We start from the raw sequence: 13,633 nt of genomic DNA on the forward strand, positions 1-13,633 counted from the left end.
GCTGTGGAAAATAGGGAAGACATATTGCAAACGGTTACGCAACTCTGGAGAAAATTGATGCGTATGCGCTGGCTCTTGCCGGCGCTTCTGGCTTTTATCTTTTTGACCTCTCTCGCTGTCCATCATTTTGAACTCCTTGATCTTTACATACAGCTAATCTTAATGTATGTAGGCATAAATATCATCCTCACGTTGAGCCTTAACCTGATAAACGGTTATATGGGCGAATTCTCCGTGGGCCATGCAGGATTCATGGCAATAGGCGCCTACATCGCCTCTTTTCTCACGGTAAGAGTCTTTCCTGCTCATATGGCAGTCTGGCTCTTTCCCCTTGCAGTTCTCGCAGGAGGGATCGGAGCTGCCATTGTCGGATTGATAGTGGCCTTTCCTTCATTTAAAACAAGGGGCGATTACCTTGCTATTGTCACTCTTGCCTTTGGCATGATTGTCAAGTCGGCGATAGAAAACATCGACACCCTCGGCGGACCAAGAGGTTTTCTCGGTATGGAGAAACTGTCCACACTCCCATGGGTATTCTTTTGGGCAGCTTTGTCTGTATGGGCGATCCGGAACCTTGTTTACTCAAATTTCGGGAGAGGTGTGCTCTCAATACGTGAAGATGAAATAGCAAGCGACCTCATGAGCGTTAATACAAAAGAGGTGAAAATTATCGCATTTGTTGTATCATCTTTCTTTGCCGGGGTTGCAGGCGCCCTCTTTGCGCATCTTCTGCAATTTATCAATCCCCGTGCTTTTGATATTATAAAATCGACGGACATACTTATCATGGTATACCTCGGCGGTATCGGGTCTATTGCAGGATCAATTCTTGGCGCTACAATTTATACAGTACTGCTGGAGGTCTTAAGACCCATGGGCATATGGCGTATGGTTTTTATGCCGCTCATGCTGGTAATGCTCATGATCTTCCGGCCAAAAGGCATTATGGGTCTCAAGGAATTCCGTTGGTTTGTCCCTATTCGCGATCTTTTTGCAAGCAGACTATGGCGTGAGAAAAGAGAGGACAGGTAATGGCAATCTTCAATGCCCAGGGGGTTAGTCACTATTTCGGCGGGCTGGCAGCGGTATCAGGCTTTAGCCTGAGCCTGGAACCGCATGAACTTGTCGGGATTATCGGGCCAAACGGTGCAGGAAAGACAACGGTTTTCAATCTCATCACCGGCGTATACAGCGCAACACAGGGAAGCATGACCTTTGAGGGTGTCCGGATTGTGGGAAAGAGGCCAAATCAGGTCACCGCCCTCGGTATTGCCCGCACTTTTCAGAACATACGCCTTTTCAAAGAGATGACGGTTCTTGATAATATCAGGACTGCACATTATGCGAGGGTGGAATACAACCCCATAGATGCATTGCTCCATACAGGACGTTTCTGCAGAGAAGAGGAGAGGATTATATCCCACTCTATGGATCTGCTTGCCCATTTAAACCTGGAAACTCACGCCAATGAACTGTCGAAGAATCTCCCTTATGGTTTACAGCGGAGACTGGAAATTGCCAGGGCTCTTGCGACTGAACCGAAGCTTCTTCTTCTTGATGAGCCCGCTGCCGGTATGAACCCCCAGGAAGTTGACCGGCTCATGGAGCTTATCCGAAGGATAAAAAACGATTTTAACCTTACCATCCTGCTCATTGAGCATCAGATGCATTTTGTTATGAATATTTGTGAACGCTTGATAGTGCTTGATTTCGGTGAAACTATAGCCCAGGGCAAACCTCATGAGATACAGAATAATCCCTTAGTTCTTGAAGCATACCTGGGTAAGGAGATACAGGGATGAGCGAAACCGGGATTATACTTGAGGTAAAAGATCTTGCCATTACATATGGAAATATCAAGGCTGTAGATGACATATCATTCCATGTATACGAAGGTGAAATTGTTACGCTCATCGGGGCAAACGGAGCAGGCAAGTCTTCTACACTCCGCGCTGTTTCAGGGGTGGAGCCTTACAAAGGCCATATATATTACAGGCAACGGGATTTGTGCAATGTACCTGCCCATCGGATTGTGGCCATGGGCATTGCTCATGTACCGGAAGGGCGCGGCATTTTCGGCAACCTCACGATTATGGAAAATCTGAAGCTTGCCACATGGCAGCGTAAGGATAAAGCAGAAATCTCAGAGGATTATGACCGTATCTTTACACTTTTTCCCCAACTTCATAAGAGAAGAAAACAGCTTGGGGGAACGCTCTCAGGGGGTGAGCAACAGATGCTTGCTCTATCCCGTGCGATTATGAGCAGAGGCAGTACGATGCTCCTCGATGAGCCTTCCATGGGGCTTGCCCCTTTTCTGGTACGCAATATTTTCCAAGTCCTTACAGAGATCAACCAGGCGGGCACCACAATCCTCCTTGTTGAGCAGAATGCGCTTATGGCCCTATCCATAGCCTCACGGGCTTATGTGCTGGAGACCGGAAGGATTACCATTTCCGGTTCAGGGGCAGAACTCATTGGTGATCCGAGGGTCAAGGAAGCCTATCTTGGATGTTGAAAATATTGATTTTATTTAATATCATTAGAAATAAATTAAGAAAATCCAGTATCAAGTTTGTGCACACTTATGTTATTATTTTTAAAGGTTCATAGACCGGGGGTTCTATATGGTTAATTTTATGGGTAAATTAAAGATTAAGTACAAGTTCTGGATCATTGTAGGAATAGCATTGTTCAGCCTCTTTTTAACTGAGTTTATATTCCTTGTCTCTTTGAAGGAAGACCTTCTGGAAGAAAAAAAGACGCGGACGCGAAACGTTGTAGAAGCGGCATACGGGGTTGTGCAATTCTATTACGATTCTGCCAAAAGCGGGAAAATCACCGATGAGGAGGCTCAGCAGAAGACAAAGGATTTAATAAGATCTTTACGCTATGAAGGGAATGAGTATTTCTGGATAAACGACATGAAGGCATTTATGGTTGCACATCCATACTTTGAATTGGAAGGAAAAGACCAAACAGACCTGAAAGATGTTAAGGGGAAAAGGATCGTAGTTGCATTTGTTGAAAAGGTAAGGGCCCAAAAAGCCGGTTTTGTTGAATATTTATGGAAGAAGCCCGGCGCTGAAAAAGATACCCCTAAAATTACTTATGTAAAAGGATTTGAACCCTGGGGGTGGGTAATAGGTTCCGGAGTCTATACGGATGACGTTGATAAGATATTCTTGAATAAAGCCCTGAAACTGGCGCTTGTAATGGTTATATTAATCTTTGTTGTAGTAACGGTATCCTGGCTTATTGCGAGGAGTATCACGCAACCGTTATCCTTTATGAAGAAAAGTTTACAGCGGGTTGCTGAAGGCGATCTTCGGATAAATAGTGCCGAGGAAGAGATGCGGGCGCAGGGGGCCGATGAAATCAGTCAGCTTGTAAGCGCCCTCAATCACATGAGGAAAAATCTCGATTCCCTTATAGGACAGGTACAGCTTTCCGGTATACAGGTGACCTCATCCACAACACAGATAGCTGCATCGGCAAGACAACTTGAGTCAACGGTTGCAGAACAGGCTGCATCTATTCGGGAGGTTACTACAACAACCAAAAAGATATCCAACACATCTGAAGATTTGATGCAGACTATGGGCGGCGTTAGTGAAACAGCCTCACAGACCGCCGGCATGGCCGAAGAAGGACGCGATTCACTTAACCGTATGCAATCATCAATGCGTGCATTTATAGAAGCTACCGGTTACATATCGTCAAAGTTGGGCATTATTAATGAAAAGGCAAACAAGATTTCCGGTGTTGTTACTACCATCAATAAGATTTCAGATCAGACCAATCTTTTATCTCTGAATGCTGCCATTGAAGCAGAGAAGGCCGGAGAATACGGGAAAGGATTTTCAGTGGTTGCCCGTGAGATCACACGTCTTTCCGATCAAACAGCGATAGCCACGAAAGATATAGAATATATGGTGAAGGAGATGCAGTCTTCAGTCTCATCCGGTGTTATGGAAATGGATAAATTCGCCGAAGGGGTACGACGAAACGTCGAAGCTGTTGAAATTATCGGCGATCAACTCGGTGATATTATTGATCAAGCAAGGAAACTTGGTCCGCAATTCGAGGTAGTGAATGAGGGGATGCACATGCAGGTCGAGGGAGCGCAGCAGATCAGTGAGGCTATGAACCAGTTGTCCACGGCAGCGGAGCAGACGAGAGACTCTCTATCGGAGTATAAACGGGTGACAGAGCAACTCAACTCCGCAGTGCAGGTTTTACAAAATGAGGTCTCACGTTTTAAATTAAATCGCGGATAATTATGAAGATATCCTTTAACAGATTTACGATTTTGGAAAAAATCTTTGCCGGAAGTATTATTTTTGCCCTGCCGATCATTGTCCTCCTTTTTTATATGGTCTCAGGGTTTAACCGTGATATTGGTTTCACCCGCCTTGAATCCTGTGGAAACAAACTGCTCATGCCACTGGAAACCATTGCGGAACTCATCCCGAAACATCAATTGCTGGTGCGCCTGTATATTGAAGGGGACAAAACAGTGGAAGAGAAAGTAAACCTTCTTGCCCAGGGAATAGAAAAGCAATTTTCCCTTCTTCAGACAGAGGGGAAAAGGTCGGAAGACCTGCTGCAGATTAGTGAAAAGAGCCTGAAGGCTGCGGGCATTGAGCGTGGTCATATTTCGCAGATATACAAAAAATGGCAGGAACTTCGTTCTAACTGGAAAAATAATGGAACCACCCAGAATGACGATGCTCATGAAGAAATGATACTGAGACCGGTTTGCGCGTTAATCAAAAGGGTAGGAGATACATCAAACATGGTCCTTGATCCTAATCTGGATACTACCTATTTAATTGATATCGGTCTTATTACTATGCCGAAAATGCAGGAAAAGCTGGGCTTATTCATGCTTTTTGCAGAGTCGGTGATCTACAAAGGTTATACGTCACAGGAAGACAGGATAAAATTTGCTGTTTTCTCTGCCATGCTTGAAGATGACCTTGAGCACATTAGCCAGAGCGTGGAAACAATACTCAGGGAGAGTAAAAAACAGCATGGCGTCAATGCTTCGCTTCAAAATAGCATTCCTCCTCTGCTGGAAGCATATAAAACATCCATTCCCCCTTTTCTTTTTATATTGAAACGTTTTTCCAACGATCCGAATTTCAAAATACCGGCTATGGAATTTTTTGAATCTGCAAAAAAAGTGCTTGATACAGGCTCTGGACTCAGGGAGACGTCTATGCTGGAGTTGCAGGGACTGCTCGATAAAAGGGATAAAAGCTTTGTAAACAAGAGATTTTCCGCGCTTTTCCTGAGCTTGGGCATGTTGTTTTTTGCTTCGATTGTAGTTGTTGTTATCTCTCGGGGGATTACCAGGTCTCTTGGAAAGGTAATAGACATTGCCGGAGAAATTGCAGAGGGAAATTTGCAGAAAGCAATGGAGGATCTTGAGAAAACAGGCAGAGTTGATCTCCATTTAAAGGGAAGCGCAGAAGGGTCCTTGGAAAATCAGAGGAATGAAATTCACCGGCTTTTTCATGCAATGACCGCTATGACTTCGAGCCTTTATGCTTTGCTCATACAGGTAGGCAAATCAGGTATTCAGGTGAGTACATCATCTACACAGATAGCGGCATCGGCAAGGCAACTTGAAGCAACTGTTGCGGAACAAGCCTCATCAATCAATGAAGTAAGTGCAACAAGCAATGAAATTTCAGCAACTTCACAGGAATTTGCAAAAACCATGAATAAAGTTTCAAAGATGGCTTCTGAAGCCGCAGAAATGGCAAGCGCAAGCATGTCCAGCCTGTCGGATATAAATGCAACTATGAAGAGACTTCTGGAAAATACAACTGAAAGTTCCGGGAAATTAAGGATGGTGAATGAAAAGATGGATAATATTACCCAGGTGATCACAACCATTACAAAAGTGGCAAACCAGATCAACCTCCTTTCTCTCAATGCTGCCATTGAAGCAGAAAAAGCAGGTGAATACGGCATCGGCTTTTCAGTGGTTGCCAGAGAAATCCGGCGTCTTGCAGACCAGACTGCCGTGTCTGCTTTGGATATAGAAGGTATGATAATGGAAACCAGGGAAGCAATGAGAGACGGCGCCCAGGCTGTTGAAATATATACGGGCCAGACGCGGACAAGTACGGAGAGGATTGCAGAAATCAGCGTAGATTTGTTGAGGGCTATTGAACACACTCAAGAGTTGGTACCCCAGTTTGAGTCTGTAAATCAGGGAATGCAGATGCAATCTCAGAGCGCTTCCCAGATAAGTGAGTCCATGGGGCATCTCAATCAGGCTGCCCGACAGACCAGGGATTCTTTGATTGAATTCAGAGGCGTTACCGAACAACTTAATGCTGCAGTAAAAGATTTGGAGAACGAAGTAGCGCGATTTTCCATAAGTTCGTAGGTATATATGCTTTTTCTTGTTTTTGAGATAGATAATGAGCGCTATTGCCTGGAAGTTTCCAGCATCATTGAAGTTACACCTATGGTTGTTTTTAAAAAAATCCCTCATGTCCCGGCATACTTCTCGGGATTATTCAATTACCGTGGAACCATAGTACCTGTAGTTGATCTTTCGGTTTTGATTTCCGGGAAGACTTCAAGGCCGCTTTATAGCACCCGTGTTGTACTGGTTGACTATGTTGGTATTGATAAAAACCACCATATCCTCGGGCTTTTAGCTGAGCGGGCTACGGAAACTATTTTTTGCAAGGAGGAAGCATTTCAGCCTTCCGGCATAGAGGTTGATGACGCCAAATACTTAGGCGACGTTATCTTTGATGAGAAGGGCATGATTCAAAGGATAAGAATAGAAAAACTACCCCCTGAAACCATACAGGGATATGATTTTTTTGCATTGAAGGAAAACAATGACATCACCATATTATGAACGTGTCCCTTTTAAGGCCCGTCATTCGCCGCCTGAAGCTGCAAGCCCTGCCCCTGAGGCAGGAATGCTTAGCATTGAAGAATTACTGTCAAAAAAAATCGGGCTTGAACCGGAATCTATAGGGAGAAGGAATATCGCAGGTGCAGTTAACACGCGTATGGAGCTATCCATGGTTGATAGTGTTGATAAATACCTGCATATGCTCGAATCCGACCCTGAGGAGCTTGAAGCGCTGATTGAAGATGTGACTGTCTCCGAGACTTGGTTTTTTCGCGACGCCGAATCCTTTAACTATTTGAAAAAATATGCAGATGATATAAGATCCTCAAGCTTTGAAAGAAGTATGTTCAAAGTCCTTTCTGTACCATGTTCTACGGGAGAAGAGCCTTATTCAATAGCAATTACATTGCTGGAAGCCGGTTTATTGCCTGAACATTTTCAAATTGATGCAATAGACATAAACCCGAAGACAATCGAGACGGCAAAGCGTGCTGTTTACGGAAAAGGCGCCTTTCGAGGCGAGAACAGGGATCATAAGGATAAGTATTTTACCTGTTCAGAAGAAGGGTTTATACTGGATCCCGCTATAGCCGGATTGGTAAACTTTTATCAAGACAATTTTGTCCATCCTCATGCCCTGGAGGGTCAAGGGCATTATCAGGTAATTTATTGCAAAAATCTCCTTATATATCTTACCGATGATGCGAGAAAAAAGGTGTTTGACAACATTAACCGCCTCCTGCTTCCGAATGGTATCATTTTTACCGGACACGCTGAATTAATCCCTTTCCTGCAATATGGATACAAGGCGGTAAAGCATTCAAGGTCCTTTGCATGCATGAAAATTGAATCAGAGGCAGAAGAGACTTCTGTCTCCCATAAGGCAAAGCGGCAAAAACATCTCTTGCAGAATCATGTTATTAAAACGAAGGGGTCGAAGCAACTCCGGTTTTGTGTTACTGCAGAACCCTTACCTCGCAGGGACAGTACAGAAAGAGGGATTGCATCCAACCTGCAAAGCGAGGCTGAAACGCTTGCTGCGATTCGGGTACTTGCAGACGGGGGATCGCTTGATAAAGCTCTTTCCGGGTGCGAGCAATTCTTAAAAAAGCACAAACATAATAAGGAAGCTTACTATTTGATGGGGCTTATCAACCTTGCGTTAAATGTTTTCGACAAGGCTGAAGCATTTTTTCAAAAAGCCTTGTATTTAGACCCCTCCTACTATGAGGCATTGCTGCACATGAAGCTTTTGCATGAAAAGAAAGGCGATCTGGCAAAGGCTTCGGTTGTTAACGAGCGTATTAAAAGATTTCAGGAAAAAATATGAATCAGGGAAACAATATCAGCCCACTTCAGTGCTGGAAGCAAAGCGGTGTTTTTGGAGATTTTTCCTGTCCGAAGCTTGTTGATATTGTACATTGCCGTAACTGTGACGAATACAATAAAGCCGGCAGAACCCTTTTTGACCGGGAGGTTTCGGATGAATTTCTGGAAGAGTGGACAAGGAATCTTACCGGCATTAAAGAAACTGAGGCCCTTGATACCATATCGGTAATTGTAATGAGGATAAAGAATGAATGGCTGGCCCTGAAAACAATCTATTTGCAGGAGACAACGAATGTCCGTGCCGTTCACCGCGTACCCTTACGAACGAACAATGTTTTTAAGGGGATTGTGAATATAAACGGAGAGCTGCTTCTTTGCATTTCTGTAGCCGACCTATTGGAATATGCCCATGAAGAGGATAAAGGGAAAGACGATACGATGATCTATAAACGTATGGTGATAATAAATAAAGATGGTGAACGTTATGTTTTTCCCGTTGATGAAGTCCTTGGCATATATCGCATAGCGTCATCGGATTTAAAAGAACCCCCTGTAACATTATCCAAATCCCCCATGACACTCATCGAAGGCATCTTCAATCTTAACGAAAAGAAGGTAGGGCTACTGGGTGAGGACAGGTTTATTCATGCTTTAAAAAGGAGTCTGGAAAGTTGACAACGCAAAGCCAAACGGATATGGCCGACCTTTCCATGCTTGATCTTTTCCGCATAGAAGCGGAAAATTATACAAAAATCCTGGAAACAGGACTCGTAGAGGTTGAACAGAACCAGACGCCTGAAAAGATTGAGCCTCTTATGCGCGCAGCCCACTCGATCAAGGGCGCAGCGCGTATTGTAGGCCTGGATGCTGTTGTCGGCATTGCCCATGCCATGGAGGACGTGCTTTCCGCGGCTCAGCACGGTAAGCTGAAACTTGCTTCCGACCATATTGACATGCTCTTGCAGGGCAACGATCTTTTTCTCCATCTCACGACAATCGATATCGCTGCTATTCCTGAATGGCTGGAAGGTCAATTCGAAGCAATAGATGCAATAAGTGGCAGTTTGAGAGAAATTCTCACAGGACAACCAGCAAAAGCGCCCGAAATGAAACCAACGCCGCCGCCGGCTGATATTCAGGAACAGAAAGAGGCATTGACAACGGCGCCAGAAATTCAGGATAAGAAGGAAACATTGCCTGAAAGACCTGTAGTAAATGTGCCCACACCCGAGGTGCCCGGTTCACCTGTTAACCAGGATGTGACACTGAAGGTCAGGCCTGAAGAAAAAGACGAAGAAAGTTTTGTCCGTGTTGCTTCGGAAAGTTTGAATCGCCTTATGGGGTTTGCCGGTGAATGTCTTGTGCAGGCAAGATCGACAAAACCTTTTTCAACCTCCCTGTTAAAAATGAAAGATTGGCATCTTGAATTAGGCAGCGCCTTAGAGAAGATATTCGAATTTTCTAAAAACAAGTCTGTCCCTAAAGAGGTACAGGAAAAATTCGGTGAATCTTTAAATCAACTTGACCAGATAAGAGATCTCCTCGTTACACAAATAGTTGATTTTGAGCTTTTTTCACGCAACCTTGAACACCTTGCCGACAGGTTATACGGTGAGGTTGTTGCAATCAGGATGAGACCTTTTTCCGATGGTTTGCCAGGATTTCCACGTATGGTCCGTGATCTTGCAAAGAACATGGGTAAAAAGATTACGTTCCGGATTATTGGAGAGTCAACAAAAGTGGACAGGGACATCCTTGAAAAATTAGAAGCTCCGCTGACCCATCTTTTACGTAACGCTATAGATCATGGGCTGGAAACGCCTGAAGAGCGTATAGCAGCAAATAAACCTGCTGAAGGTATTTTGATCCTTGAAGCACGGCATAGCTCCGGCACGTTGAATATCAGACTGACTGAAGACGGAAGGGGGATTGACGTAGAAAGGATCCGCCGGAAAGTCGTTGAGAAAGGTCATGCATCAAAGGAAATGGCGGCTAATCTTACTGATGGAGAGCTTCTGGACTTCCTTTTTCTGCCCGGTTTCTCAACAGCAAAAAAAATTACCGAGGTATCCGGTCGCGGTGTGGGTCTCGATGTGGTGCTGTCCATGGTCCAGAAGGTGGGCGGTTCAGTAAGGGTAGAGACAAAACCTGGGAGCGGTACATCTTTTCATTTACAGCTCCCGTTGACATTATCTGTTCTACGGGCACTGTTGGTGGATATTTGCGGGGAACCTTATGCTATTCCATTAAGCCGTATTGACCATATTCTGCGATCCGATCAGGACAGCTTGAAGATATTGGAGGATAAACAATTCTACACATTTGAAAATGAACACATCGGTATAGTTGACGCGCACCAGGTCCTTCGTATGCCTCCTTCTGATGAGCGCTATCCCGGATTGTATATTGCAGTTATCAGCGACCGTTTAAACCAATACGGTCTGGTTGTAGACAGATTTCTCGGTGAGCGTGAACTGGTAGTGATTCCCCTTGACGCCCGTCTCGGCACTATACCGAATATCAGTGCAGGGGCAATCCTGGAGGATGGTTCGCCGGTTCTCATTCTCGATGTGGATGACCTCGTCCGTTCCATTGATAATCTGCTGACCCATAGCAGGCTTCATAAGGTTGATGACAAAAAGGAGCTTGCAGAAGGTTTTAAGAAACGTATACTTGTGGTGGATGATTCATTAACGGTGCGCGAAGTGGAGCGTAGACTCCTTGAAAACAGCGGTTATGATGTTACGGTAGCCGTAGACGGTATGGATGGCTGGAACACCCTGGTACTCAATAGATTCGATCTGGTTATCTCTGATATAGATATGCCCCGTATGAATGGTATAGAGCTCATAAAGAAGATAAAAGGCGATCCCAACTTAAAAGATTTGCCCATAATCATTGTTTCTTACAAGGACAGGGAAGAAGATAGAATGATGGGTCTTGAGGCCGGAGCCGATTATTACCTGACGAAGAGCAGTTTTCATGATGAAAGTCTGAATAATGCAGTCCGGGATCTGATAGGGGAAGCGTAGGAAATTTAGAATGTAGAATTTAGAATGTAGAATTTAGAATTTGAAGACATACATGTAAATTGATGGAGTAATATAAAAGAATGCGTATTGCAATAGCCAACAACAATATAGGGGCAACGGATATTCTCCGTACCGTTGTTTCTTCTAAACCAGGTTATGAAATTGTATGGATTGCCTCAAACGGGACTGAAGCAGTTAAAAACACTGCTCATAATAAACCCGACCTGATATTGATGGGTCTGGATCTTCCTGTTATGGGGGGCCTTCAGGCCATTCAGGTGATTATGAAGGAAAATCCCTGTGCTATCCTCATAGTGACTGACGAGGTTTCAAAACATACGGCAAAGGTTTTTGAAGCCATGGGCAAGGGTGCCCTGGATGCCCAGAGTACTCCTGTTATTGACTCTGGAGGGAATATTAAGGGAGGGGAAGAACTTCTCAGGAAGATCGCCGTGATTGAGAGGCTGATCGGAAAGGAAGGGATGAATGGAAAAAACGAACAGACGGTGAAGAAAAGTGCTTTTAAATCTCACCAATCCATGATTGCAATAGGCTCTTCAACAGGAGGGCCAAAGGCGCTCACTGAAATTGTATCGCACATACCGGATGTGGTGAATATGCCTGTTGTAATCATCCAGCATGTTGATATTCAGTTTGTGGATGGTCTGGTAGATTGGCTTGCAGGCCACACAAAGCTTAAGGTCACCCTTGCAAAAGAAGGCATGACCCCCGAAGAGAATACAATCTATCTGGCTGGCACGAATGACCATCTGGTAATAGGAGACGACCTTGCCTTCCGTTATGTTGCCGAGCCAAGGGACAACCCTTACAGGCCATCGGTGGATGCATTCTTCATGAGCGTTGCACGTCATTGGCCCGGTCAAGGTGTAGCCGTACTATTAACAGGCATGGGCAGGGATGGAGCCCAGGGTCTTTTAGCGTTGCGGAAGGCCGGGTGGCATACTATAGCCCAGGATGAAAAGACCTCTGTTGTGTACGGTATGCCCAAGGCAGCCGCCCAGATAGACGCTGCAAAGGAGATTCTGCCCATTGAAAAGATCGCCGACGCTGTTGTAAAACAAATTAAAAACCAAGGAAGGTTACATGACTATCCCTGAAAATAAACAATTTATTGAACCCTTAAGCAGACATGATATTACTGTGCTTCTGGTAGATGACCAGGCTATAGTGGGCGAAATGGTAAGACGTATGCTTGAGCCGGAACAGGACATTATCTTTCACTACTGCCAGGATCCTACTGAAGCAATAAAAATGGCGGCGCGGGTCTCACCCACAGTGATACTCCAGGACCTTGTTATGCCGGAGATCGACGGGTTGACATTGGTAAAATTCTTCAGGGCGCACAAGATGCTCAAGGACGTGCCGCTTATAGTCCTCTCCAGTAAGGAAGAGGCAATAACCAAGGCCGATGCCTTTGCAGTCGGCGCAAATGACTATCTTGTCAAGCTGCCTGACAGGATCGAGTTGATTGCGAGGATTCGATACCACTCGAAGGGTTATATCGCCCTTCTCCAGAGGAATGAAGCATACGAGGCGCTTTTCAGGAGTCAGCAGGTATTGGCTGCCCAGCTTGCCAGTGCAGCCGAATATGTCGTCTCTCTCCTGCCGGAGCCCGTTAAGGAGGGGAACATTCTCACAGACTGGCGTTATATGCCTTCAACTCAGCTTGGCGGCGACTCTCTCGGATATCACTGGATTGATGAAGACCACTTTGCCATGTATCTTCTGGATGTGTGCGACCACGGCGTGGGACCGGCCCTGCTCTCGGTTTCTGCGCTTAATGTGCTCCGGTCGCAGACATTGCCGAATACGAATTTCAGAATACCGGAAGAGGTGTTGACCACCCTGAACGAAACCTTTCAGATGGAGCAGCAGAATAATCTCTATTTTACCATGTGGTACGGTGTATTTAATAAGGCTGTGAAAACAATTGCATACGCCAGCGCAGGCCATCCGGCGGCGTTGCTCATATCTCCCTCAACGGAAATTAAGGAACTGGGATCGGAGAATATGTTTATCGGCGGTATGCCCGATATCGTATATAAAAGCGGTGCTGTTGAAGTTGAAATTCCATCAAGGCTATATATTTTTTCTGACGGTGCTTTTGAAGTCGGCAGGCCGGATGGCTCCATGTGGAGTTTCGCCGAGTTAAAAGAATTTATCAAAATGCCTCCAGAGGATAATACGTCCGAAATAGATGCATTATACTCTTCCCTTCAGGAGATGCATGGAGAAAAAGACCTGGATGATGATTTCTCCATGCTCAGGATAGAATTTCTGTAGTGTTTTCATCAGCAGACCAATTTTAAAAGTGATATCGTGCTAAGTAGCATCTGTATTGACTTTGCAGAGATTTAAG

11 protein-coding genes are annotated in these 13,633 nt (G+C 45.0%); all 11 read left to right on the forward strand.

All coding sequences use genetic code 11. From position 1 onward, the window contains the following. Positions 1–3: 3 nt before the first annotated feature. The 11 genes from NT178_14525 (at position 4) to NT178_14575 (ending at position 13,557) form a co-directional block, all read left to right on the forward strand. Positions 4–1,032, forward strand: a complete 1,029-nt coding sequence (locus NT178_14525; protein ID MCX5813743.1) for a branched-chain amino acid ABC transporter permease — start codon at positions 4–6, stop codon at positions 1,030–1,032. Next, positions 1,032–1,802, forward strand: coding sequence for an ABC transporter ATP-binding protein (locus tag NT178_14530; GenBank protein ID MCX5813744.1), 771 nt, complete (start codon positions 1,032–1,034; stop codon positions 1,800–1,802). Before NT178_14525 ends, NT178_14530 begins: the two co-directional genes overlap by 1 nt. Continuing rightward, positions 1,799–2,518, forward strand: coding sequence for an ABC transporter ATP-binding protein (locus NT178_14535; GenBank protein MCX5813745.1), 720 nt, complete (start codon positions 1,799–1,801; stop codon positions 2,516–2,518). Before NT178_14530 ends, NT178_14535 begins: the two co-directional genes overlap by 4 nt. Before the next feature lie 109 nt (positions 2,519–2,627). Next, the gene (locus tag NT178_14540) at positions 2,628–4,280 is read left to right on the forward strand and encodes a methyl-accepting chemotaxis protein (protein ID MCX5813746.1); all 1,653 of its coding nucleotides are present in this window, start codon (positions 2,628–2,630) and stop codon (positions 4,278–4,280) included. A 32-nt stretch (positions 4,281–4,312) separates the two neighbouring features. Then, positions 4,313–6,406: a methyl-accepting chemotaxis protein gene (locus tag NT178_14545; protein ID MCX5813747.1), complete on the forward strand. Its 2,094-nt coding sequence runs from the start codon at positions 4,313–4,315 to the stop codon at positions 6,404–6,406. Positions 6,407–6,412: 6 nt separating this feature from the next. After that, positions 6,413–6,892 carry a chemotaxis protein CheW gene (locus NT178_14550; GenBank protein MCX5813748.1) on the forward strand — a complete coding sequence of 160 codons (480 nt, stop codon included), beginning with the start codon at positions 6,413–6,415 and terminating at the stop codon, positions 6,890–6,892. Next, on the forward strand, positions 6,873–8,222 hold the full coding sequence (locus tag NT178_14555) for a hypothetical protein (protein ID MCX5813749.1): 1,350 nt from the start codon (positions 6,873–6,875) through the stop codon (positions 8,220–8,222). The genes NT178_14550 and NT178_14555 overlap by 20 nt, the downstream gene beginning before the upstream one ends. Beyond that, on the forward strand, positions 8,219–8,896 hold the full coding sequence (locus NT178_14560) for a chemotaxis protein CheW (GenBank protein MCX5813750.1): 678 nt from the start codon (positions 8,219–8,221) through the stop codon (positions 8,894–8,896). The genes NT178_14555 and NT178_14560 overlap by 4 nt, the downstream gene beginning before the upstream one ends. Then, complete coding sequence (locus NT178_14565) at positions 8,893–11,253, forward strand: hybrid sensor histidine kinase/response regulator (GenBank protein ID MCX5813751.1); 2,361 nt, start codon at positions 8,893–8,895, stop codon at positions 11,251–11,253. Before NT178_14560 ends, NT178_14565 begins: the two co-directional genes overlap by 4 nt. Before the next feature lie 80 nt (positions 11,254–11,333). Beyond that, a complete protein-coding gene (gene cheB / locus NT178_14570) occupies positions 11,334–12,371 on the forward strand; it encodes a chemotaxis-specific protein-glutamate methyltransferase CheB (protein ID MCX5813752.1) in 1,038 nt (345 codons plus the stop codon). Beyond that, positions 12,358–13,557: a SpoIIE family protein phosphatase gene (locus tag NT178_14575; GenBank protein ID MCX5813753.1), complete on the forward strand. Its 1,200-nt coding sequence runs from the start codon at positions 12,358–12,360 to the stop codon at positions 13,555–13,557. The genes cheB and NT178_14575 overlap by 14 nt, the downstream gene beginning before the upstream one ends. Positions 13,558–13,633 lie beyond the last annotated feature (76 nt).

The sequence above is a fragment of the Pseudomonadota bacterium genome (assembly GCA_026388255.1).
Taxonomy (GTDB): domain Bacteria; phylum Desulfobacterota; class Syntrophorhabdia; order Syntrophorhabdales; family Syntrophorhabdaceae; genus JAPLKB01.

Excerpts from the sequence above, each read along its gene's own strand:
- NT178_14540 (MCX5813746.1), top strand. The coding sequence starts at position 2,628 with ATGGTTAATTTTATGGGTAAATTAAAGATTAAGTACAAGTTCTGGATC.
- NT178_14550 (MCX5813748.1), top strand. The coding sequence starts at position 6,413 with ATGCTTTTTCTTGTTTTTGAGATAGATAATGAGCGCTATTGCCTGGAA.
- cheB (MCX5813752.1), top strand. The coding sequence starts at position 11,334 with ATGCGTATTGCAATAGCCAACAACAATATAGGGGCAACGGATATTCTC.
- NT178_14535 (MCX5813745.1), top strand. The coding sequence starts at position 1,799 with ATGAGCGAAACCGGGATTATACTTGAGGTAAAAGATCTTGCCATTACA.
- NT178_14555 (MCX5813749.1), top strand. The coding sequence starts at position 6,873 with ATGACATCACCATATTATGAACGTGTCCCTTTTAAGGCCCGTCATTCG.
- NT178_14530 (MCX5813744.1), top strand. The coding sequence starts at position 1,032 with ATGGCAATCTTCAATGCCCAGGGGGTTAGTCACTATTTCGGCGGGCTG.
- NT178_14575 (MCX5813753.1), top strand. The coding sequence starts at position 12,358 with ATGACTATCCCTGAAAATAAACAATTTATTGAACCCTTAAGCAGACAT.
- NT178_14560 (MCX5813750.1), top strand. The coding sequence starts at position 8,219 with ATGAATCAGGGAAACAATATCAGCCCACTTCAGTGCTGGAAGCAAAGC.